Genomic DNA, 20,518 nt, shown 5'->3' on the forward strand with positions numbered 1-20,518 from the left:
CCGTAAGCTCGGCTGATGGCGACCGCACTGACCCTGGCCATCGGCGGAGTGGTCCTGCTGCTCCTGATCATTCTCACGATCGGCGTCCTGGCCGGCCGCCGGGTGCGGCGCGGGCGGAAGCTCGGCCGCTACCCGTACCGCGCCAAGCCGAACGGCACCTACGACAACTCCACGCACAGCGGGATGTCGTGATCAGGCGATCGACCAGACGTACCCGTCGGGCCGGACGAGCACCTGCCGGCCGCCCTCGGCCTCGTACGCCGCGTACGCGTGGCCACCGTCGTCGACCAGGTCGGTGCCGGTCGCGACACTTCCCGCGGGCAGGATCCGGCAGCCCTCCGCCGGGCCGTCGCCGAAGGTCAGCGACGTCGCGTGCGGGCCGCGGAACAGCTCGAAGAGCCGCACGCGCTTGCCGTTCGCGTCGGTCAGGGGCGCGTCCGGGGCGCGGTCGCCCGGCTGGAGAGCACCCGAGCCGGCCGGGGACAGCGGGCCGCCGCGGTAGCTGATGTCCAGCTGCTGGGTGTCCTCGCCGCGCTTGTGCGCGTCCTCGTCGCCGTCGACGTACTTCTGCATCAGCTCGGTCGAGATCCCGAGCACGCGCGCCGCGTTCGTCCGGCGCTCGACCTCGTAGCTGTCGATCAGCTCGGGTGAGCCGTCCGCGAGCTTCCAGCCCAGGTTGTAGCCGTCTCCGACGCCGGTGTTCAGGCCCTGGCCGCCGGTCGGCGGGTGGACGTGCGCGGCGTCGCCGACCAGGAAGACCCGGCCGTCGCGGAAGCGCGCCGCGAGCCGGACGTTCGGCCGCCACACCGTCGACCAGGCCAGGTCGGACAGCTTGACGGTGCCGCCGCTGAGCGCGTCGAGCCGGGCCTGGACCGCGGGCAGCGCGGTCTCGACGTCGAGCTCACCGTCGCCGAGCGGCGCGCCGAACTGGAACCACGGGGTGCCCGGCAGCGGGCTGAACATCATGCCGCTCATCGGGTCTTCCGGCGCCGCGAACCAGTGGCCGTACGCGCGGTCGAGGCCCTCGGCGTGGACGTCGCCGAGCAGCATCCGGATCGACTCGTCGGTGGTGCCCTCGAACGCGATCCCCAGCGTCTTGCGGACGACGCTCTTACCGCCGTCGGCGCCGACCAGGTACTCGGCGCAGACCGTCTCGCCCGTGCTGAGCGTGGCCGTGACGCCGTCGGCGTCCTGCTCGAAGCCGGTCAGCGCGGTGTTCAGCTCGACGTGGACGCCGAACTCGGCCAGCCGGTCGCGCAGGATGCCCTCGGTCTGCGACTGGCCGAGGAACCAGCCGGTCGGGTACGGCTTCGCCGGCGTCGGCTCGACGGGGTCGAACATCATCCGCTCGCCGACGACCTCGCCGCCGAGGTGGATCTTCATCGGCACCGGCGCGGCCCCCGCGGCCAGCACCGCGTCGAGCACGCCGAGGTCTTCGAAGATCTCCAGCGTGCGGGGCTGGAGCCCGTCGCCGCGCGAGCCGACGAAGTACGTCTCGGCCTTGTCGATGATCCGCACGGCGACGTCGCGCCGCGCCAGCTCGATGGCCAGCGTCAGCCCGGTCGGCCCGGCTCCCGCGATCAGCACCCGTGTGTCCATCTCGTCCTCCCAGTGAATTGAAATTCAGTGAATCTGGATTCAGAATGACACTGCTAGCGTCCGGCGTCAAGGAGGTGGCGGTGAACCGCAAGGAGAAGGCCGCGGAGACGGAGACCGCACTGAAGGCGGCGGCCCGGCGCGTGTTCGCGCGCAAGGGCTACCTGAACACGAAGATCACGGACATCACCGCCGAGGCCGGCCGGGCCGCGGGGTCGTTCTACAACCACTTCGCGGGCAAGGAGGAGCTGCTCGAGGCGCTCCTGGCCGACATCGCGGCCTCAGGCGACGAGAGCGCGCTGACCGAGGGTCACCTGTCGGACTTCAGCGACCCGGCGGCGGTCCGCTGGCACGTGGCCCAGTACTGGGACTTCTACCGGGAACACGCGTCGACGATGCAGGCCCTGCGCCAGGCGTCGATGGTCAACGACGCGTTCGCCCGCACACTGGCGAGCTTCGGCGCGACCCAGGCATCGGACCTCAACGGCCACCTGGCCCACGTGACGGCGGCGGGGATGCGCCTCCCGGCGAGCACGGAGCTGTCGATCGCGATGATGTACCAGCTGGTCGACAGCTTCGCCCAGATGTGGCTCCTCGACCCGGCTCCGGCGGGCTGGACCCCACCGACGGACGAAGAGGCGATCGAGGCGCTCACGCGGTTCGTCTACCGGGGCTTCACGGGCCGGGACTACTGACGGGTTCCGGCCAGGCATCGACGACCTCGACGTGACGCGGCCCCGCGGACGTGCCGATGTGCCGGAACCAGGCGGCGCACTCGGGCACCGAGCCGATCAGCCGGGCTGCCTCATCGGCCTCGGCCCGACTGCGCCAGAGGACGACGTCCAGCCAGCCACCGTCGTCCTCGCGGGTCAGGTACGCGGCGAGACAACCGGGGAACCGCCGTCGCATCGCCTCGACCATCGCCGGGCGCTCCGCCACCAGCTGTTCCACCGCGGCATCGTCGACCCGGAAGCGGGCCAGTTCGATCGTCGTCACCGCTGGAACCTAGCCGGGGAGCACCGACAGTTTTCGCCGTTAGGCGGTCAGGCGCTCCACAGCGGCGTCAACGCGCTCATCCGTCGCGGTCAACGCGACCCGGACGTGCTTACCGCCGGCCGGGCCGTAGAACGTGCCCGGGGCCACCAGGATCCCGCGGTCGGCCAGCCACTCGACCGTCGCCGACGCTTCCTCATCCCGCGTGGCCCACAAGTACAGCCCCGCCTCGGAATGGTCGATCCGGAAACCGTTGTCCTGCAACGCCTTCCGCAACGCCAGCCGGCGCCGTGCGTAACGCTCGCGCTGAGCGGTGAGGGCCTCGTCGTCGGTCAGAGCGGCGACCATCGCCTCCTGGACCGGGCGGGGCACGATCATGCCCGCGTGCTTGCGGATCTCCAGCAGCTGGGCGATCAGCCGGGGGTCGCCGGTCAAAAAACCGGCTCGATAACTGGCCAGGTTCGCCGACTTCGACAGCGAATGCACCGCGATCAGGCCCTCGGTGCTGCCGCCGCAGACGTCCGGGTGCAGCACCGACAGCGGCGACGTCTCCCAGCCCAGCGCCAGGTAGCACTCGTCGGACACCACCACGACCTCGCGCTCGCGGGCCCACTCGACGACCTTGCGCAGGTGCTCGACCGGGAGCACCTTGCCGGTCGGGTTGGACGGCGAGTTGATCCAGATCATCGCCGGCCGCTGCGGGCCGAGCGCGACCGTGCTGTCCGCGCGCAGGATCGACGCGCCCGCCAGGAGCGCCCCTACCTCGTACGTCGGGTAGGCCAGCTCCGGGATGACGACGAGGTCACCCGCGCCGAAGCCGAGCAGCCGCGGCAGCCAGGCCACGGCCTCCTTCGACCCGATCGTCGGGAGCACGGCGTCCGGCTCGATGCCGGTGACGCCGTGACGGCGGCCCAGTGCGGCGATGGCCGCCGCGCGCAGGGCGGGGATGCCGTGCGTCGTCGGGTAGCCCGGGATCTCCGACACCGACGCGAGCGCGTCGCGGATGCCGGCCGGGACCGGGTCGACGGGCGTGCCGATGGAGAGGTCGACCATCCCGCCGGGGTGCGCGCTCGCCGTGGCCTTGACCTCGGCGAGCGAATCCCAGGGAAAGTCGGGCAGCGCGACCCGGCTCATTCGCCCTGCGGGGGCAGGGCCTTGATGAACCCCGGGTCGTGCGCGGTCTTGCCCACCTTGGAGGCGCCGCCGGGCGAGCCCAGCTCATCGAAGAAGTCGACGTTGGCCTTGGTGTAGTCCGACCAGTTGTCCGGGACGTCGTCCTCGTAGTAGATCGCCTCGACCGGGCAGACCGGCTCGCAGGCGCCGCAGTCGACGCACTCGTCCGGGTGGATGTACAGCATCCGCTCGCCCTCGTAGATGCAGTCCACGGGGCACTCGTCGATACACGCCTTGTCGAGCACGTCGACGCAGGGCTCGGCGATCACGTAGGTCACTGCGCACTCCTGCTTTTCTCTGCAAACAGCCAGTCGTGGCCGACACTACGCGGTTCGGCCACCCGTTCGGTTGGTGAGGCAAGCCTTAGCCATTCCCCGGGTATGGCGCTCACCTCTCCCGGCGCCGCGGTGGGGTGGCCCGCGCGTCGCCGGTGATGACGAAGCGGGGTTTGGGTGCCTCGCCCGCGTCACTGTCGGACTTCTTCTCCCCCACGGCGCGGTTGAACCCTTCGGAGATCTCGTCGACGAGCTTCTCGTTGTGCCGCTCGTCCTTGCGCTGGATGCCCACGGCCACCTCCTCGGGAAAATCCGCTCCGCGCCTTTCACGGCCTTGGGGACAATCTAGCGGTGAACGCACCCGAGACGCTCGAAATCGCCTGCAGCAGAGCATGGCCGCCGCTGGTCGAAAAACCCTTGGGGACCTGGCGGCTGCGCTGGGCGGACGGCTTCACCGGCCGTGCGAACAGCGCGCTCGCCGTCGGCGACCCCGGCCTGCCGATCCCGGACGCCCTGCGCGCGGTGTGTGACTTCGCCCACGATCGGGGGATCCAGCCGATGGTGCAGGTGCTCCGCGACAGCCCGAACGAGCGGGCGATCGTCGCCGAGGGCTGGTTCCAGGCGACGCGGCACCACCGCGGCCACGAGGTCGTCGTGCTCACCGCGCCGCTGACCGGCGCGTCCCCGGCCGACGGCGTCGTCGTGCACGACGAGCCGACGCCGGCGTGGTGGGACCTCACGCTCGGGCCCGGCGAGGACATCCCGGCCGCCCGGAGCGTCCTGACCGGTGGGAAGGTCGGGTACGGCGTCGCGACGCTCGACGGCGCCACCGCCGGGGTCGTCCGCGGCGCACTGGTCGACGGCTGGCTGCACGTCGGGCGCCTGGAGGTGGATCCCGCCTTCCGCCGCCGCGGGCTCGCGTCGGCGCTGATGGGCGCTCTGCACACGTGGGGCGCGGAACACGGAGCGGACCACGGGGTGTTGCAGGTGGCGGAGGGGAACTCGGGCGCGCTCGCGCTCTACGCGGGGCTCGGCTACGCCCCGCACCACAGATACCGGTACTGGGTGCCCGCACCCGGCTCGTGCGAGGATTCGACGTCGTGAAGATCGTGGTAATGGTCGGCGGAGTGGGCGGGGCCCGCTTCCTGCTGGGTTTGAAGTCGGCGCTGGGCATGTCGCCCGAAGGCGCGAGCGAGTCGGAGCACGAGGTGACGGCGCTGGTCAACACCGGCGACGACGTCTGGATGCACGGCCTGCGGATCTGCCCGGACCTGGACACCTGCATGTACACCCTGGGCGGCGGAATCGACAAGGAACGCGGCTGGGGGCACTCGGGCGAGACCTGGGTGGTCAAGGAGGAGCTGGCGGCCTACGGCGCCGACCCGGACTGGTTCGGGCTCGGGGACAAGGACATCGCCACCCACCTCATCCGGTCGCGGATGCTGCGCGCGGGCTACCCGCTGTCGGCGGTGACCGAGGCCCTGTGCGACCGCTGGCAGCCCGGCGTCCGGCTGCTGCCGATGTCGGACGACCGCGTCGAGACGCACGTCGTCATCGACGACCCGGAGCAGGACGGACAGCAGAAGGCCATCCACTTCCAGGAGTGGTGGGTGCGCTACCGCGCCGAGCCGAAGGCGCACTCGATCGTCGCGGTCGGCAACGACGAGGCCAAGCCCGCGCCCGGCGTGCTCGAGGCCATCAAGGACGCCGACGCCGTGCTGCTCGCGCCGTCGAACCCGGTGGTGTCGGTCGGCACCACGCTGGGCGTGCCGGGGATCCGGGACGCGCTGCGCAAGACGTCCGCGGGTGTCGTCGGGGTGTCGCCGATCATCGGCGGCAAGGCGCTGCGCGGCATGGCCGACGCGTGCCTGACCGCGATCGGCGTCGAGACGTCGGCGGAGGCGGTGGGCCGGCACTACGGCTCGCGCAAGGCCGACGGCGTGCTGGACGGCTGGCTGATCGCGGAAGGCGAGACGGCGGACGTGCCGGGCGTGACCGTCCGCGACGTCCCGCTGCTGATGTCCGATGTGGACGCGACCGCGGCGATGGCCCGTGCCGCGCTCGAACTGGCTGGAGCCCCCGTTGAATGACCACGCCTCGCCCAAGCTGGAGATCCTGCCCGTCAGCGGGCTGCCGGAGTTCCGCCCCGGCGACGACCTGACCGGCGCGATCGTCGAGGCCGCGCCCTGGCTGCGCTCGGGTGACGTCCTGGTCGTGACCAGCAAGATCGTCTCGAAGGCCGAGGGCAGGCTCGTCAAGGTGCCCGCGGACCCCGAGGTACGCGACGCCGAGCGCCGCAAGCTCGTCGACCGCGAGGCCGTCCGGGTGGTCGCGCGGATCGCGCGCACGGTGATCACCCAGAACCACCTGGGGATCGTGCAGGCGGCGTCGGGCATCGACGCGTCGAACGTCGAGGGTGACGAGGTCGCGCTGCTGCCGGCTGACCCGGACGCGTCGGCGCTGGCGCTGCGCAACGGGCTGCGCGAGCGGCTCGGCGTCGAGGTCGCGGTGGTCGTCACGGACACGATGGGCCGCGCGTGGCGGGTCGGGCAGACCGACGCCGCGATCGGCTCGTCCGGGCTGCGCGTGCTGCACGCCTACCGCGGCGAGATCGACGGGCAGGGCAACGAGCTGGCCGTCACCGAGGTCGCGATCGCCGACGAGCTCGCCGCGGCCGCCGACCTGGTCAAGGGCAAGCTCGGCGGCACGCCGGTCGCCGTCGTCCGCGGTCTGGACATCTTCGACGACGGCTCGACGGCCCGGAACCTGGTCCGCCCGCTCGAGGAGGACCTCTTCCGGCTGGGCACGAACGAGGCCATCGCGCAGGGCCGCCGGGAAGCGGTGCCGGTCCGGCGGTCCGTGCGGCAGTTCAGCGACGAACCGGTCTCGCCGACGTCGATCCGGCGGGCGGTCGGCTCCGCGCTCACCGCGCCCGCGCCGCACCACACGCACCCGGTGCGGTTCGTCTGGCTGCGCGACGGCGGGAAACGCAAGCAGCTGCTCGACGCGATGCGCGAAGCGTGGCAGGCCGACCTGTCCGGTGACGAATTCACGCCGGAGCAGGTCGCGAAACGGCTCAGCCGCGGTGACATCCTTTACCGGGCACCGGAAGTCGTCATCCCCTTCCTGGTGCCGGACGGCGCGCACACCTACCCCGACGCCCGCCGCAACGACTGCGAACGGACGATGTTCACCGTCGCCGGCGGGGCCGCGGTGCAGGGCCTGCTGGTCGCGCTCGCCGCCGAAGGCCTCGGCTCGTGCTGGATCGGGTCGACGATCTTCGCGGCCGACATCGTGCGTGACGTCCTCGGCCTGGCCGAAAACTGGCAGCCACTGGGCTCGGTCGCGATCGGCGTCCCGCTCACCGAACCGGCCCCGCGGGGGTCGGCCTCGCCGGGCGAAGGGTTGCTGGAGCTGTGAGCCTGCACGAAGACGCCGTCACGACGCTGGATTCGTGGCGGCCCGCGCTCGCGTCCCAGGAGTCGCTGCGGCAGGCGTTCCTCGGGTTCCTCGCGGCGCGCGAGGACAGCTGTCAGCGCTCGTGCGAGGCCGGGCACCTCACGGCGTCGGCGGTGGTTTTGGACCACACCGGGACGCGGGTGCTGCTGACGTTGCACCCGCGCGTCGGCCGCTGGCTGCAGCTCGGCGGGCACTGCGAACCTTCCGACATCTCGCTGGCCGGGGCGGCGCTGCGGGAGGCCACCGAGGAGTCCGGCATGACCGGGCTGCGGATCTCCCCGGAGCCGGTGCACCTCGACGTCCACCCGATCACCTGCTCCCTCGGCGTGCCGACGCGGCACTTCGACGTCCGGTACGCGGTGCACGCCCCGGCGGGCGCGGAGCCGGTGCGCAGCGACGAGTCCGACGACCTGCGGTGGTGGCCGGTGGACGCGCTCCCGGCGGGGTCCGAAGATCTCGCCGATCTGGTGAAAGCGGCCGTTCCTGTCGGTGCCGGGCACTAGCCTGGGCTGCGGAGAGGGAGGGACCACATGGCTACGCAGTTCCCCGAGCGGGTGCACTATCACTCCGGCAGCGGCGGGGACAGCGGGGTGTTCGGCTACATAGTCGTCGGCCTGCTGATCCTGGCGATCATCGTGTTCGTGATCGTGGTGGCGGTGCGGGTGTCGAAGATGCGCCGCGAAGAGGCGATGAAGAAGAGCGGGCAGTTCCCTCCGAACTTCCCGCCGCAGCAAGGGTTTCCGCCGCCGCCGCAGGGGTTCACGCAGCCGTATCCGCCGCAGCAGGGTTTCGCGCCGCAGCAGCAGGGATTCCCGCCGCAGCAGGCGTACCCGCCGTCACAGCCGATGCCCCAGCAGCAGTACGCGCCGCAGGGTCCGTACGGGCAACGGCCGCCGGGCCCGGGAGCGGGTCCGCAGAGCTGGTGATCATCCCCTTCGACAGCGGTTCGCCGGTCCCCCCGTTCGAGCAGGTCCGGTCCGGGCTGGCGACGCGCATCAACGACCGTTCGCTGGCGGTCGGCACGAAGCTGCCCACGGTCCGGCAGTTCGCCGCCGACCTGGGGATCGCCCCGAACACGGTGGCCCGCGCATACCGCGAGCTGGAGGAAGCAGGCCTGATCGAGACGCGCGGCCGGGCGGGCAGCTTCGTCGCGGCATCAGGCGACCAGAGCCGCCGCCGCGCCCAGCAGGCGGCGGCGGAATACGCTGCGCTCACCCGCAAACTGGGCCTGGACGACGCGGAAGCGCTGGCGATCGCCCGCGCCGCACTCGACGAGGGGAAGAGCTGACCGTGAGCGTGCTGATGCTGCTGATCATCCTGATACCGGTCGCGCTGGTCGCGACGGTCGTGGTGGTCTTGATCAACGTGAACAACAAGCCGAAGCTGCCGCCGTACCCGCCGCAGCACTACCCCGGCTACCCGCCGCAGCAGGGCTACCCGGGCCAGCAGCCGGGTTATCCGGGCCAGCAGCCGGGATACCCGCCGGCGCAGCCCGGCTACCCGCCGCAGCAGGGGTACCCGGGTCAGCAGCCGGGATATCCGCCGCAGCAAGGCTTTCCGGGGCAGCAGCCGCCTTACCCGCCGCAGCAGTAGCCCGCGTCGTCACATCGCGCGGTAGTCGCGCAGCTCGATCCGCGGACCGAGGCCGCCGGTGCCCCGACGGCGCAGTCCGGCCACCGCCGCAGCAGTAGCCCGGGGCGTCACATCGCGCGGTAGTCGCGCAGCTCGATCCGTGGGCCGAACCGTGGCCGCCGATGCCCTGCCGCCTCCAGATAGCGCACCGCTCGCTGCCGCTGCGGGGCATACGGCGCCAAGACCTCCGCCATGCCCGCGTCGTCGAGTTTCAGGCCCAGCACGGCGTTCCCGACCATCGACGGGATGTTGTAGTCGCCGAAGCTGACCGCGTCCGGGTCGCCCCACGCGCGCTGCGCCACCTCCGCCGCCGTCCACACCCCGATGCCCGGGACGTGCCGGAGCAGATGACGGCCCTCGAGTCCGCGCAGCTCCACCGCCCGCTCCAGGTGACCGGCGACGCGCGCCGCGTTGAGCAACGCCGTGCGGCGCTTGATGTCGACACCCGCGCGGTGCCAGTGCCAGTCCGGCAGCGACCGCAGCGCCACCGGTGTCGGCGGCACGCGCAGCCGCTCCGGCCCCGGCCCGGGCGCCGGCGTGCCGAACCGGCGGCACAGCTCGGCCCACGACCGGATCGCCTCCTTGCCGGTCACCTTCTGCTCCAGCACCGCGAGCACCAGCCAGTCCCACACCACCCCGGTCGAGCCGAGCCGCAGCCCCGGGTTCTCCCGCCGGGCGCGCGCGACGACGTCGTGGTGCGCGACGAACTCCGAATCGTCGTCGTCCGCGCCGAGCAGCGCGGGAACGCCGGTGAGCAGCCGGTCCGCGCCGTCGCCCCAGGCCGCCGCCTCGATCCGGCCGTCGGTCAGCTTGCGCAGGGCGAGCGTGCCCGGGCCGTCCGGGGTGTTCGACGCGAGCCACGTGATCCCGCGCTCGTCGGTGAGGATGTTCAGCGAGCCGCGCCCGCGCTTCAGCGGACCCAGGACACCGCCCAGGTCGACCTCGAACGCGGGACGCCAGAACATCGCTACGCGTCGCTCGAGAAGCGGACGGAACCGTCCGGCAGCACGACGTCCGGCCAGATCCGGGCGCCGTCGAGCAGCTCGCAGCCGGCGCCGACGGACGCGCCGTCGCCCAGCACGACCCCGCGCAGCACCGCGCCGGCACCGACGCGCGCGCCGTGTCCCAGCACCGAGCGCTCGACGATCGCGCCCTCGGACACGGCAGCGCCGTCGAAGAGCACCGAGCCGTCGATCTTCGCGCCCGAGCCGACCACGGCGGCGACGCCGATCGTCGAGCCGCCGGACAGCTGGGCGTCTTCGGCCACGGAAGCGCCGTCGAGCACCAGGAAGTCACCGGGGCGGCCGGGCAGCGCCGACGTCGGCGCCACGCCCCGCACGAGGTCGGCCGACCCGCGGACGAACGCTTCGGGCGTGCCGACGTCCAGCCAGTAGGACGCGTCGACGAAGCCCTGGATGTGCGCGCCCTGCTCCAGCAGCTGCGGGAACGTCTCGCGCTCGACGGAGACTCGACGCCCGGTCGGGATGGCCTCGATCACCGGGCGGCGGAAGACGTAGCAGCCGGCGTTGATCTGGTCGGTCGGCGGGTTCGGCGTCTTCTCGAGGAACGCCTGGACGCGGCCGGTCTCGTCGGTCGGCACCGAGCCGAACCGGCTCGGGTCGGGCACGCGCTGCAGGTGCAGCGTGACGTCGGCCTCGGACTCGCGGTGCACGCGCAGCTGCTCGCCGAGGTCCGAGCCGGAGATGATGTCACCGTTGAAGACGATCACGTGGTCGGCGCGCAGCTTGTCGTAGACGTTCCGGATGGCGCCCGCCGTGTCGAGCGGGTTCTCCTCGACGACGTACTCGAGGTCCAGACCGATCGACTTGCCGTCGCCGAAGTACTCCTCGAACACCTCCGCCCGGTAGCTCGTCCCCAGCACCACGTGCCGGATCCCGGCCTCGCGGATGCGCGAGAACAGGTGGCTCAGGTAGGGCGTCCCGGCTGTCGGGAGCATCGGCTTCGGCGCCGATAGCGTCAGTGGCCGCAGGCGCGTGCCCTTGCCCCCGACCAGCACGACGGCGTCGATCTCGACCTCGGACGTCACGGAAATCTCCTCCTGTATCACGCACCGCTGAGCGACAAGCCGCGGGAAACCCTGACGGAGGTCGCCCGGAGGGCCTACCCTAGACAGGAAACAGGCGGGCCTTTCCCCAGAGGGCCCCGGGTCAGTCGGGAGGCCGAGGGGATGGACCCCCGCGATCGGGCGGACGCCCTGCTCGCACGAGCCCAGGCGCGCGGTGTGTTCGTGGTGACGCCGGACAGCGCCATCTCGCCGATGGACGCCTCGAACACGCAGCAGATACCGCGTGCCGCCATCGACGGCCTCGACAGACGCCAGGACCCGGACACGACCACGCAGCTCCCGGCGTCGCTGATCGAGGAGAACGACCACCCGCTCGCGGGTGCGTCGCCCACGCGGCGGCTGGAGGCCACCGGTGGCTCGGCCGTCCGTCGTCCGCAGGCGACAGCGCCGCTGAGCACGCCGTCGCCGACGACACCGATGAAGACCCCGGTGACGACGCCGCTGGCCCGCCGTCCCCAGGCCGAGCCGATCACGAGCCCGCTGAAGGAACCCGACCCGGAGGACACCGGACTGGTGCCGACGGTGACGCAGACCAACGGCCGGTCCGACCTTTCGCGCCGGCTCGACGGGATCTAGCGGGTCTCGAGCTTCAGCCTGAGCGCGAGGCCGAGCTTCGCGGCGGCCAGCACCGGCTTCCAGACGAGGCCCGGGTGGCGGTCGGCGAGGTAGCGGTAAGCGCTGTCGTGGTGGGCCTTGAGCATCTTCTTCGACGCCTGCGACGTGGAGTGCCCGCCTTCGTGGGTGACGCTCGCGGACGGCGCGTAGACGTTCAGCCAGCCCGCCTGCGCCAGCCGGTCGCCGAGGTCGACGTCCTCGAAGTACATGAAGTAGCGCGTGTCGAAGCCGCCGACGGAGTCGAACGCCTCCCGGCGGATGAGCTGGCACGAACCGGACAGCCAGCCCGACGTGCGCTCGACCGGCGTGCCGGTCTCCTGGCGGTACTGCTTCGTCCAGGGGTTGCCCGGCCAGACCTTCGCGAAGGCGGCGTGCCCGATGCCGCGCCCGAACGACGGCAGCAGCCGCGCCGAGGGGTAGACGGTGCCGTCGAGGTCGTGGATGAGCGGCCCGAAGGCACCCCCTCGCGGCCACCGGCTCGCGACGTCGAGGAGCGCGTCGAGCGAGCCCGGCTCCCATTCGAGGTCCGGGTTGACGACGACGACCCAGCCGTACCGGTCGTCCAGCTCGGCGGCACCGCGGTTGGCGGCGGCCCCGTAGCCGACGTTTCCCCCGATGTTGAGCAGCTGCACGTTCTTGTGCTTTTTCGCGACTTCTTCGAGGGCACCCTCGACGGACGCGTTGTCCGCGACGACCACCTTGACCTCGCGCTCGGTGGCCTTCTCGAGGGTCTCGAGGAACCGCTCGATGGTGTCCTCGGAGAAGTAGGTCACGGTCACGACGCCGACATCGTCGCCATAGCGGGAGTGCTCAGTCACCCGGCCATTGTCCACCGGTCACCCAACGCAACCCCGCCACCCCGCGACCGGTGACCAAAACACCGCCTGTCACCAAAAGTAGTCACCCGAACGCGGCGCGTAGAACCAGCTCGTCATGATGGAGCCATGACGGTGCACGCCTTCGTCGACGAGTCAGCTCGCGCCGGCACTTATCTGCTGTGCGCGACGATCGTGGAACCCGCGCATCTGACCCCCACCCGGCGAGCGTTGCTGTCACTCCTGCTCCGCGGCGCGCGCGAGCTGCACTTCAAGAAGGAGAAGGAACCTCGCCGCAGGATGCTCATCGATCGGATGGCCGCGCTACCGGTCACATCGAGGCTTTACGTCGGTAAGTGCTCGCCCAAGACCGAAGAAGCCGCCCGGCAGCGCTGTCTCGCGCTGCTCGCCCAGGACTTGCTCGCTCTGCAGGCCCATCGGCTGGTCCTCGACACGCGCGACCACCGCGACGGCCAGGACCGCCAGACCCTGCAGCACGCGCTGGGCGTCCGTCCCTCGAAGACCGAACTCATCTACGAACACGTCGACTCGACGGCAGAACCGCTTCTGTGGATATCCGATGCGGTGGCTTGGTGCGTCGGAGCGGGTGGCGACTGGCGACGCCGCGCGAGCCCTCTGGTCGCCGAGCGGATCGAGGCCTAGGACGGCGAAAAGCCCGTGAGACGACCGTCCGGACGCGTCACGGGCTTTCATACTCGGTCCCACCGGGACCTCGCACAGCGATCTTACCACTCTTACCACTTGTTGTTGCCGGACCGACCGCGCTCAGCGGGTGCGGAGGTGGCGGGACCAGGCCTTCGCGTACGCCTCGCGGTGCCGCTCCGCGGTCGTCGCCCAGGAAAACTCCTTCGCGCGCTGCTGAGCCGCCGTTGCCAGCTCCGCGCGGCGGCCCGGGTCCGCCAGCAGCTCCTCGATCGCCGCGGCCACGTCGCCCGCGCCGACGCCGCAGTACGCCACCGCGTCGCCGCCGACCTCCGGGAGCGACAGGCGTCGCGTGGTCAGCACGCACGCTCCGCACGCCATCGCTTCCAGCACCGGCAGGCCGAAACCCTCGCCCAGCGACGGATAAGCCACCATCGAAGCCCCGCCGAGGAACCCGGCCAGTGTCCCGAAGGGCAGATATCCTGCCCGGATCACCCGGAGCCGGTGCGGGACGGCGTCCAGCGCCCGCTCCACCTGCGTGTCCCAGCCCGGCTGCCCGGCCAGCACCAACGCCGGCGCGTCGCGCTGCCCGGCCACCGCCCTGGCGAACCCGCGGATCAGCGCCGGCACGTTCTTGCGTGGCTCCAAAGCACCCAAAAACGCTACATACGGCGTGCGCCCCAGGCCGACCGCCGATCGGGCGGCCGCCACCTCCGACGGTGACGGCGGGTGAAACCGCTCGGTGTCGACGCCGTGGTGAATGACTTCCAGCGAAGCGTGCCGCACCGGGCCGACGCGGGCCAGCTCCGCGGCCGTCGCCGCGGACGGCACCACGCACAGCGTCGCGCGGCGAAGCGCCGTCGCCGTCCACGCGCGGAAGAACCGGGCCTTCACCGACGAGTGCAGGACGGCGTCGGTGAAGAACGTCGCGTCGTGCAGCGTGACGACCGATGCCGCCGACGTGGCCAGCGGCATCGTGTAGTGCGGCGAGTGGACGACGTCCGCGCCGAGCCGGCGCACCAGCCGCGGCAGGGTCGCCTGTTCCCAGGTCAGCCGCGCGGTACGAGTGGTCGTCGACGGCGAAGCGGGCACGACGCGCGAGCACGGCGCCAGCCGATCGTAAAGCTGCAGGTCCCGGGGCTGGCAGACGACGGTGACCCGCGCCCCGTCCGCGTCGAGGGCGGCGACGAGCGAGTCCACGTACCGGCCGACCCCGCCGCGGTCCGCGGGAACCGCGGTCGCGTCGATCAGGACCCGGGGATCTTCGCTCACCCCTGCAGGGTACGGCGGTGACCCGGTGTCATGGTGGGGAACTGGCAAACCAGTCAGCCGTGCGCCCGAGTGTGAATGGCCCAGACGGCTTCCGCCGCGCGACGCCAGGTAAACGCCTTCGCGCGCTCCCTCCCCGAACGAGTGAGCTCGGCCGCCACGGACGGTGACTCCAGCACCTCCCGCAACGCGGCCGCCAGCGCCGCCGAGTCGCCGCGCGGCACCATGATCCCCGCGCCGCCCGCCACCTCGGCCAGCGCGGGAGCATCGGTGTGCACCACCGGGATCCCCGCCGCCATCGCCTCGAGCAGGCCCAGCCCGAAGCCCTCGGCGAGGCTCGGCACGGCCAGCACGCTCGCCCGCCGCAGCGCGGTCGCCAGCTCGGCGTCCGACACCTTCCCCAGCATCCGCAGCCGGTCCGCCGGCAGGCCTCGTTCCGCGGCCAGCGCGACCGGGTCGACGCCGCCCCAGCCCAGCTGCCCGGCGAGCACCAGCACCGTGCCGTCGAGGGCCGCCACCGCGTCGATCAGGACGTCGATCCCCTTGCGCGGCTCGATCGTGCCGACGGCCAGGACGTACCGCTCGGGCAGCTCCAGCTCGACGGAACCGGCCGGCACCCGCACGCCGTGCGGGACGACGTGCACCGAGACGTCGACGTCGATCAGCACCGCCAGCTCGTCGGCGACCGCCCGCGTCGGCACGACCAGCCCGGACGCCCGCCGCGCCGCCCGCGCGATCATCGACCGGTGCCAGCTGACCCCGCGCGCGGTGAGCGTCTCGGGGTGGGTCCACGGCACGGTGTCGTGCACGGTCACGCTCAACGTCTTCCCGGCCGGCGCGCGCGGCGGCGCGAACGGCGTCGGCGCGTGCACCGCGTCGCCGCCCGGCCACCAGGGAATCCCCAGCTGCCAGGCGCCGATCAGCCCTCGCGGCGGGATCCGCAGCACGCGCGGGCCGTCGACGCCTTCGAGCCGGGCGGCGTCGACGTCGGCGTGCCGCGCGACCACGCTGGACACCGTCCAGCCCGGCGGCGCGGTCTTCGCGAGCGCGCGCAGCAGCTCGGCCGTGTAGCGCCCGGTGCCTCCGGGCACGGGCGCGAGGAGCTGCTCGGCGAGCACGACCAGTTCGGGCACGCGGCTATTGTGCGGGACGTGACCGCGAATCCCGCCACCACGGTGGTCGTCGTGACCTGGCGGGGTGCCGGGCACGTGACCGCCTGCCTCGACGCGCTCGCCGCGCAGACGCGTCCACATCGGACGCTCGTGGTGGACAACGCCTCCGACGACGGCACCGCCGCCCTGCTCGCGGCCCATCCTTCGCGTCCGCAAGTAGTTCGTCTCCCCCGCAACGCGGGTTACGCGGGAGCGCTCGCCGTCGCCGCGAAGCGCCTCGACACGCCGTTGATGGCGTGGCTGAACGACGACGCCGAGCCCGAGCCGGACTGGCTCGCGACGCTCGAAGACACCCTGGAAAAAGCGCCTTTGGCCGGCGCGGCGACGTCGCGGCTCGTCCGGCCCGACGGCACCACTCAGTCCGCCGGGGTCCGGCTGACCGCCGACGGCCACGGTGCCGACCTCACCGAGCCCGCCGCCGAGGTGTTCGGCTTCTGCGGCGGCGCGGCGCTCCTGCGGACGGACGTGCTGAAGAGCGTGCACGGCGTCCCAGCCGGGTTCTTCTGCTACTACGAGGACACCGACACGGCGTGGCGGCTGCGGCTGGCCGGGTGGGACGTCGTCGCGGTGCCGGACGCCCGCGTCCGGCACGCCCACGGCGTCAGCACCGAGCTGGGTTCGGCGCTGTTCCACCGCTGGAACGAGCGCAACCGGCTGCTCATGCTGCTGCGCTGCGCGCCCCGCGAGGTGGCGGTGAACCAGCTGGTCAGGTTCGCCGTGTTGACAGCGGTGCTGCCGTTGCGGCCGGGCCGTCCGGCCGCCCCGAACTTCCGCTTCGGGCTGCGCTGCCGGGTACTGGCCGAGGTGGTGGTCAGGCTGCCCGCGACACTCGCGGCCCGCCGCAAGATCGGCCGTCGCGCGGCACTCGGCCGAGGCGCGGTCTGGGACGCTTGGGCTGGCCTTTAAGCTGGCGCTCAATCCCGACGAAGGAGCAGGCTTTGGCGCAGGGGGCACCGCAACCGCTCGTCTCGGTGATCGTGGTCAACTACCGCGGCGCCGACGACACGATCACCTGCCTGCGCGCGCTCGCCGAGCACGACTACCCCGAGCTCGAGCTGATCTGCGTCGACAATTCGGACGAAGCCGCGCGCATCCGCGAAGCCGTCCCCCAGGCCCGCGTGATCGAGGCCGGCCGCAACACCGGGTTCGCCGGCGGCTGCAACCTCGGCGCGAAGCACGCGAAGGGCACCGTCCTCGGCTTCCTCAACAACGACGCCCGCCCGGCGCCCGGCTGGGTCTCCGCCGCGGTCGCCGAGCTGCGCGCGCAACCCCGCGTCGCCGCCGTGGCCAGCAAGGTCCTCGACTGGGACGGCAGCGGCACCGACTTCGTCGACGGCGGCCTGACCTGGTTCGGCATGGGCTACAAGCGCCACGCGGGGTCGCCGCTGGCCGACGTCCCGGCCGCCGAGCACGAGGTCGCGAAGGACGTCCTGTTCGGCACCGGTTCCGCGATGTTCATCCGCGCCGCGGTGTTCGCCGAGCTGGCCGGCTTCGACGAGCGGTTCTTCATGTTCTACGAGGACGTCGACCTCGGCTGGCGGCTCAACCTCCGCGGCTGGCGCGTCCGGTACGTCCCCGAATCGCTGACGTACCACCGTCACCACGGCACGATGGCCGCGGTCGACGCGCCGGAAACCGGCCGCGAGACCTTCCTCCTGGAGCGCAACGCCCTCGCCGCGCTCTACAAGAACCTCTCCGACGAGACCCTGGTCAGGGCGCTGCCGGCGGCGCTCGCGCTCGCCGTGCGCCGGGCCACCGCCCGCGGCGAGCTGGACGCCACGCAGCTGGACCTCGAGCAGGGCGTCGGCCCGATCGAGTCCGGCGACGTCGCGATCCCCCGGACCACGCTCGCCGGGATCCTCGCGATCGACCAGTTCGTCGAGCAGCTGCCGTCGCTGGCGGAGTCGCGCGCGGTCGAGCAGGCCGCCCGCGTCCGCACCGACGCCGACCTGCTTCCGTTGCTGCGCAAGGCGTTGGAGCCCGCGTACCCGCTGCCGCGCTACCTCGCCGCGCACGACATCCTCGTCGAGGCGTTCGGCATCGAGAAGGCCTTCGGGCAGCGTCGCAAGATCCTGGTGCTCACCGGTGACGCGCTCACCGAGCGGATGGCCGGGCCGGCGATCCGCGCCTGGAACATCGCACTCGCGCTGGCCGCCGAGCACGACGTCCACCTGGTGACCACCAACCCGCTCGCGACGCCGCCGCCCGCGCCGTTCCGCGTCAGCGCCGGCAAGCACCGCGAGCTCGACGCACCGATCGCCTGGGCCGACGTCGTCGTCCTGCAGGGCCACGTGCTCGAGCTCGCGCCGTCGCTGAAGAAGGAGCACAGCGGCAAGATCGTCGTCGCCGACCTCTACGACCCGATGCACCTCGAACTGCTGGAGCAGGGCAAGGGCGTCGCCGACGACAAGCGCGCGGCCGACCTCGCCGGCGTCACGCGGGTCCTGGACGCCCAGATCGAGCGCGGCGACTTCTTCCTCTGCGCGTCCGAGCGGCAGCGGCACCTGTGGCTCGGCCACCTGGCCGCGCTGGGCCGGCTTTCCCCGCGGCTCTACGACGCCGACCCGACGACGCAGTCGCTGCTCGCGGTCGTCCCCTTCGGACTGTCGGCGCAGGCGCCGGTCCGCACCGGGCCGGGGCTCCGCTCGACGCTCGGCCTCGGCGGCACCGACCACGTCGTGCTCTGGGCGGGCGGGGTCTACAGCTGGTTCGACCCGCTGACGCTGGTCCGCGCGATCGACACGCTCCGCCGTCGCCGCGCGGACGTCCGGCTGGTGTTCCTCGGCATGAAGCACCCGAACCCCGAGGTCGCCGAGATGGACATCGGCACGCGGACGATCCGGCTGGCGGACTCGCTGGGGCTGACGGACAAGCACGTCTACTTCAACGAGCAGTGGGTGCCCTACCACGAGCGCCAGAACTGGCTGCTGGACGCGAACTGCGGCGTCACGACGCACTACGAACACGTCGAGACGACGTTCGCGTTCCGCACCCGGGTGCTCGACTACCTGTGGGCCGGCCTGCCGATCGTGACGACCGACGGCGACTCGTTCGCCGACCTGGTGCGCGCGGAGCGGCTGGGCGTCGTCGTGCCGGCCGAGGACGCCGACGCGCTGGCCGAAGCGCTCGAAAAGTGTTTGTACGACGAAGAGTTCGCCGCGGGCTGCGTCGAGCGGATCGCCGTCGTGGCGCAGCGGTACACGTGGCCGGAGGCGCTGAAGCCGCTGGTGGAGTTCTGCCGCGACCCGCGCCCGGCCGCCGACCGGCTGCCCGGGTCCGCGGACCTGGTGACGACGCCGGCGGTGCGCGGCCGCGCGATGGTGCGCCGCGACGTCGATCTGGTGCGGGAGTACCTCGCCGCCGGTGGCGCTTCGGAGCTGGCGCGGCGCGCGGGCGGACGGGCTTTGAAGATCGTGAAGCAACGGCTCCGTCGTGGCTAGGTCCCTCAGCGTCCTCCTCGACGGCACGCCGCTGCTCGGCTCGCGCACCGGGATCGGCCGGTACACGTCCGCGCTGATCGAAGAGCTGGTGTCGATCCCCGAGGTGGACACGCGCGCGGTGGCGTTCACGCTGCGCGGCTGGCGGCGGCTGCGGCACGTGCTGCCGTACGGCGCGCGGGCCCGCGGGATCCCGGTGGCGGCGCGGCTGCTGCGGGCGGCGTGGACGCGGTCGGACTTCCCGGCGGTGGAGCTGTTCGCCGGGCCGACGGACGTCGTGCACGGCACGAACTTCGTGCTGCCGGGCCGGTTCCGCGCGGCGGGCGTGGTGACGATCCACGACCTGGCCTTCTTCGACAACCCGGCGGAGCTGGCGCCGAGCGACCGCGGCCTGCCGGAGCTGGTCCGCCGCGGCGCGCGGCGGGCGAACGTGATCTGCACGCCGACCTCGGCGGTGGCCGACTCCGTGGCGGAGCGCCTGGACGTCGACCGGGACAAGATCGTGGTGACGCCGCTGGGCGTGAACCCGGCGTGGTTCACCGCGCGTCCCCCGGACGACGAGCGGCGCGCCCGGCTCGGCCTGCCCGCGCGCTACCTGCTGTTCGCCGGTGCGGCGGGCCCGCGCAAGGGCCTCGACTGGCTGACCCGCACGCACGAGGCGGCCCCGGACCTGCCGGACCTGGTGTTCGCCGGCCCGGGCCCGTTCCCCCGCGGCCCCCGGCTGTCGCAGACCGGCTACCTGTCCGATGTGGACTTGCGGACGGTCGTCGCGGGCGCGTCGGCGCTGGTGCTGCCGTCGCGCGACGAGGGTTTCGGCCTGCCGGTGCTGGAGGCGATGGCGTCGGACGTCCCGGTGGTGTGCACGGACATCCCGGCACTGCGCGAAGTGGCGGGCGACTGCGCGAGCCTCGTCCCGTTCGGCGACGTCGACGGCTTGGCGGAGGCCCTGCGGACGGCGGTGACGGACCCACACGCGGTGGCGACATCGGCCGCCCGCCGAGCCCACGCGGCGAACTTCACGTGGCGAACGTGCGCCGAGCTGACGGTCGGCGCGTACCGGCTGGCCTCAGGTCGCCACTGACCGGGCCGCCCTCGGATCCGGCGCCGGCGCGGAGGCATCGCCGCTCACCAGCAGCAGCGTGGCGACGAACGTCGCCAGCACGGCTCCGGCCACGATCTTCGCCAAGGTGCTCAACCGCATCGTCACCAGCATCGCGACTCCGTTCTCCGGGACCTGCGAGAACCACGGTCCGCTCCTCGCCCGCGCTCGGTCCAAGCCGACCCGGCGCAACGGACCGGTATCGGGCCGCCCGATCCGGTAACGAAGGCCGGG

The 20,518-nt window shown here is 72.4% G+C and carries 25 protein-coding genes; 14 read left to right on the plus strand and 11 right to left on the minus strand.

What is annotated here, in order from left to right; genetic code table 11:
• Positions 1–15 precede the first annotated feature (15 nt).
• Positions 16–192, plus strand: a complete 177-nt coding sequence (locus tag ACZ7OU_RS00995; RefSeq protein ID WP_470239217.1) for a hypothetical protein — start codon at positions 16–18, stop codon at positions 190–192.
• On the opposite strand, the gene ACZ7OU_RS01000 is transcribed toward ACZ7OU_RS00995, so the two are convergent.
• Positions 193–1,599, minus strand: coding sequence for an FAD-dependent monooxygenase (locus ACZ7OU_RS01000; protein WP_470253847.1), 1,407 nt, complete (start codon positions 1,597–1,599; stop codon positions 193–195).
• A gap of 44 nt (positions 1,600–1,643) precedes the next feature.
• Here ACZ7OU_RS01000 and ACZ7OU_RS01005 point away from each other — a divergent pair, with 44 nt between their 5' ends.
• Entirely contained in the window at positions 1,644–2,291 is a 648-nt protein-coding gene (locus ACZ7OU_RS01005) for a TetR/AcrR family transcriptional regulator (RefSeq protein WP_470253848.1), read from the plus strand.
• Here the strand turns inward: ACZ7OU_RS01005 and ACZ7OU_RS01010 are convergent.
• From ACZ7OU_RS01010 to ACZ7OU_RS01025, 4 genes are all read right to left on the minus strand, one after another.
• Positions 2,272–2,592 carry an antibiotic biosynthesis monooxygenase gene (locus ACZ7OU_RS01010; protein ID WP_470253849.1) on the minus strand — a complete coding sequence of 107 codons (321 nt, stop codon included), beginning with the start codon at positions 2,590–2,592 and terminating at the stop codon, positions 2,272–2,274. The two genes, ACZ7OU_RS01005 and ACZ7OU_RS01010, sit on opposite strands and share 20 nt — an antisense overlap.
• A gap of 39 nt (positions 2,593–2,631) precedes the next feature.
• Positions 2,632–3,723, minus strand: coding sequence for a succinyldiaminopimelate transaminase (gene dapC / locus ACZ7OU_RS01015; RefSeq protein ID WP_470253850.1), 1,092 nt, complete (start codon positions 3,721–3,723; stop codon positions 2,632–2,634).
• Positions 3,720–4,040 carry a ferredoxin gene (gene fdxA / locus ACZ7OU_RS01020; RefSeq protein ID WP_086680320.1) on the minus strand — a complete coding sequence of 107 codons (321 nt, stop codon included), beginning with the start codon at positions 4,038–4,040 and terminating at the stop codon, positions 3,720–3,722. The genes dapC and fdxA overlap by 4 nt, the downstream gene beginning before the upstream one ends.
• A 109-nt stretch (positions 4,041–4,149) precedes the next feature.
• The gene (locus ACZ7OU_RS01025; protein ID WP_470239222.1) at positions 4,150–4,329 is read right to left on the minus strand and encodes a hypothetical protein; all 180 of its coding nucleotides are present in this window, start codon (positions 4,327–4,329) and stop codon (positions 4,150–4,152) included.
• 59 nt (positions 4,330–4,388) lie between these two features.
• Here ACZ7OU_RS01025 and ACZ7OU_RS01030 point away from each other — a divergent pair, with 59 nt between their 5' ends.
• Genes ACZ7OU_RS01030 through ACZ7OU_RS01060 form a run of 7 tightly spaced genes read left to right on the plus strand, consistent with a single transcriptional unit; the run spans position 4,389 to position 9,089 of the window.
• Positions 4,389–5,141 carry a GNAT family N-acetyltransferase gene (locus ACZ7OU_RS01030; protein WP_470239223.1) on the plus strand — a complete coding sequence of 251 codons (753 nt, stop codon included), beginning with the start codon at positions 4,389–4,391 and terminating at the stop codon, positions 5,139–5,141.
• Positions 5,138–6,127 carry a 2-phospho-L-lactate transferase gene (gene cofD / locus ACZ7OU_RS01035; RefSeq protein ID WP_470239224.1) on the plus strand — a complete coding sequence of 330 codons (990 nt, stop codon included), beginning with the start codon at positions 5,138–5,140 and terminating at the stop codon, positions 6,125–6,127. Before ACZ7OU_RS01030 ends, cofD begins: the two co-directional genes overlap by 4 nt.
• Positions 6,063–7,457, plus strand: coding sequence for a coenzyme F420-0:L-glutamate ligase (locus tag ACZ7OU_RS01040; RefSeq protein ID WP_470253851.1), 1,395 nt, complete (start codon positions 6,063–6,065; stop codon positions 7,455–7,457). The genes cofD and ACZ7OU_RS01040 overlap by 65 nt, the downstream gene beginning before the upstream one ends.
• Entirely contained in the window at positions 7,454–7,999 is a 546-nt protein-coding gene (locus ACZ7OU_RS01045) for an NUDIX hydrolase (RefSeq protein WP_470253852.1), read from the plus strand. The genes ACZ7OU_RS01040 and ACZ7OU_RS01045 overlap by 4 nt, the downstream gene beginning before the upstream one ends.
• Positions 8,000–8,026: 27 nt before the next feature.
• The gene (locus ACZ7OU_RS01050; RefSeq protein WP_470253853.1) at positions 8,027–8,422 is read left to right on the plus strand and encodes a hypothetical protein; all 396 of its coding nucleotides are present in this window, start codon (positions 8,027–8,029) and stop codon (positions 8,420–8,422) included.
• On the plus strand, positions 8,419–8,784 hold the full coding sequence (locus tag ACZ7OU_RS01055) for a GntR family transcriptional regulator (RefSeq protein ID WP_470239228.1): 366 nt from the start codon (positions 8,419–8,421) through the stop codon (positions 8,782–8,784). Before ACZ7OU_RS01050 ends, ACZ7OU_RS01055 begins: the two co-directional genes overlap by 4 nt.
• 2 nt (positions 8,785–8,786) lie before the next feature.
• Positions 8,787–9,089 (plus strand): hypothetical protein, encoded by a 303-nt coding sequence (locus ACZ7OU_RS01060; RefSeq protein ID WP_470239229.1) that lies wholly within the window; start codon positions 8,787–8,789, stop codon positions 9,087–9,089.
• A gap of 107 nt (positions 9,090–9,196) precedes the next feature.
• Here ACZ7OU_RS01060 and ACZ7OU_RS01065 read toward each other — a convergent pair whose 3' ends face one another.
• Entirely contained in the window at positions 9,197–10,093 is an 897-nt protein-coding gene (locus tag ACZ7OU_RS01065) for a DNA-3-methyladenine glycosylase family protein (protein WP_470253854.1), read from the minus strand.
• 2 nt (positions 10,094–10,095) lie between these two features.
• The gene (gene manB / locus ACZ7OU_RS01070) at positions 10,096–11,175 is read right to left on the minus strand and encodes a mannose-1-phosphate guanylyltransferase (protein WP_470239231.1); all 1,080 of its coding nucleotides are present in this window, start codon (positions 11,173–11,175) and stop codon (positions 10,096–10,098) included.
• Positions 11,176–11,316: 141 nt separating this feature from the next.
• Between manB and ACZ7OU_RS01075 the strand changes: the two genes are divergently transcribed.
• Positions 11,317–11,790, plus strand: a complete 474-nt coding sequence (locus ACZ7OU_RS01075; protein WP_470239232.1) for a hypothetical protein — start codon at positions 11,317–11,319, stop codon at positions 11,788–11,790.
• On the opposite strand, the gene ACZ7OU_RS01080 is transcribed toward ACZ7OU_RS01075, so the two are convergent.
• Positions 11,787–12,647: a glycosyltransferase family 2 protein gene (locus tag ACZ7OU_RS01080; RefSeq protein ID WP_470253855.1), complete on the minus strand. Its 861-nt coding sequence runs from the start codon at positions 12,645–12,647 to the stop codon at positions 11,787–11,789. The two genes, ACZ7OU_RS01075 and ACZ7OU_RS01080, sit on opposite strands and share 4 nt — an antisense overlap.
• Positions 12,648–12,773: 126 nt before the next feature.
• Here ACZ7OU_RS01080 and ACZ7OU_RS01085 point away from each other — a divergent pair, with 126 nt between their 5' ends.
• Positions 12,774–13,307 (plus strand): hypothetical protein, encoded by a 534-nt coding sequence (locus ACZ7OU_RS01085; RefSeq protein ID WP_470253856.1) that lies wholly within the window; start codon positions 12,774–12,776, stop codon positions 13,305–13,307.
• Positions 13,308–13,430: 123 nt separating this feature from the next.
• Here ACZ7OU_RS01085 and ACZ7OU_RS01090 read toward each other — a convergent pair whose 3' ends face one another.
• Together ACZ7OU_RS01090 and ACZ7OU_RS01095 are read right to left on the minus strand one after the other, a co-directional pair.
• On the minus strand, positions 13,431–14,579 hold the full coding sequence (locus ACZ7OU_RS01090; protein ID WP_470253857.1) for a glycosyltransferase family 4 protein: 1,149 nt from the start codon (positions 14,577–14,579) through the stop codon (positions 13,431–13,433).
• Between the two features lie 53 nt (positions 14,580–14,632).
• On the minus strand, positions 14,633–15,709 hold the full coding sequence (locus ACZ7OU_RS01095) for a glycosyltransferase family 4 protein (RefSeq protein WP_470253858.1): 1,077 nt from the start codon (positions 15,707–15,709) through the stop codon (positions 14,633–14,635).
• Positions 15,710–15,718: 9 nt separating this feature from the next.
• Between ACZ7OU_RS01095 and ACZ7OU_RS01100 the strand changes: the two genes are divergently transcribed.
• From ACZ7OU_RS01100 to ACZ7OU_RS01110, 3 genes are read left to right on the plus strand one after another with little or no spacing between them, the layout of a single operon-like run.
• Positions 15,719–16,654: a glycosyltransferase family 2 protein gene (locus ACZ7OU_RS01100; RefSeq protein ID WP_470253859.1), complete on the plus strand. Its 936-nt coding sequence runs from the start codon at positions 15,719–15,721 to the stop codon at positions 16,652–16,654.
• Between the two features lie 32 nt (positions 16,655–16,686).
• Positions 16,687–19,188 carry a glycosyltransferase gene (locus tag ACZ7OU_RS01105; protein ID WP_470253860.1) on the plus strand — a complete coding sequence of 834 codons (2,502 nt, stop codon included), beginning with the start codon at positions 16,687–16,689 and terminating at the stop codon, positions 19,186–19,188.
• Entirely contained in the window at positions 19,181–20,266 is a 1,086-nt protein-coding gene (locus ACZ7OU_RS01110; protein WP_470239239.1) for a glycosyltransferase family 4 protein, read from the plus strand. The genes ACZ7OU_RS01105 and ACZ7OU_RS01110 overlap by 8 nt, the downstream gene beginning before the upstream one ends.
• Here the strand turns inward: ACZ7OU_RS01110 and ACZ7OU_RS01115 are convergent.
• Complete coding sequence (locus ACZ7OU_RS01115) at positions 20,252–20,398, minus strand: hypothetical protein (protein WP_470253861.1); 147 nt, start codon at positions 20,396–20,398, stop codon at positions 20,252–20,254. The two genes, ACZ7OU_RS01110 and ACZ7OU_RS01115, sit on opposite strands and share 15 nt — an antisense overlap.
• Positions 20,399–20,518 lie beyond the last annotated feature (120 nt).

It is taken from the genome of Amycolatopsis sp. NPDC114505, from assembly GCF_055633615.1.

Bases quoted from the DNA above. Each gene is read 5' to 3' on its own strand.
- ACZ7OU_RS00995 (WP_470239217.1), top strand. From the start codon at position 16: ATGGCGACCGCACTGACCCTGGCCATCGGCGGAGTGGTCCTGCTGCTC.
- ACZ7OU_RS01000 (WP_470253847.1), bottom strand. From the start codon at position 1,599: ATGGACACACGGGTGCTGATCGCGGGAGCCGGGCCGACCGGGCTGACG.
- ACZ7OU_RS01005 (WP_470253848.1), top strand. From the start codon at position 1,644: ATGACACTGCTAGCGTCCGGCGTCAAGGAGGTGGCGGTGAACCGCAAG.
- dapC (WP_470253850.1), bottom strand. From the start codon at position 3,723: ATGAGCCGGGTCGCGCTGCCCGACTTTCCCTGGGATTCGCTCGCCGAG.
- ACZ7OU_RS01040 (WP_470253851.1), top strand. From the start codon at position 6,063: ATGTGGACGCGACCGCGGCGATGGCCCGTGCCGCGCTCGAACTGGCTG.
- ACZ7OU_RS01050 (WP_470253853.1), top strand. From the start codon at position 8,027: ATGGCTACGCAGTTCCCCGAGCGGGTGCACTATCACTCCGGCAGCGGC.
- ACZ7OU_RS01065 (WP_470253854.1), bottom strand. From the start codon at position 10,093: ATGTTCTGGCGTCCCGCGTTCGAGGTCGACCTGGGCGGTGTCCTGGGT.
- ACZ7OU_RS01075 (WP_470239232.1), top strand. From the start codon at position 11,317: ATGGACCCCCGCGATCGGGCGGACGCCCTGCTCGCACGAGCCCAGGCG.
- ACZ7OU_RS01085 (WP_470253856.1), top strand. From the start codon at position 12,774: ATGACGGTGCACGCCTTCGTCGACGAGTCAGCTCGCGCCGGCACTTAT.
- ACZ7OU_RS01115 (WP_470253861.1), bottom strand. From the start codon at position 20,398: ATGCTGGTGACGATGCGGTTGAGCACCTTGGCGAAGATCGTGGCCGGA.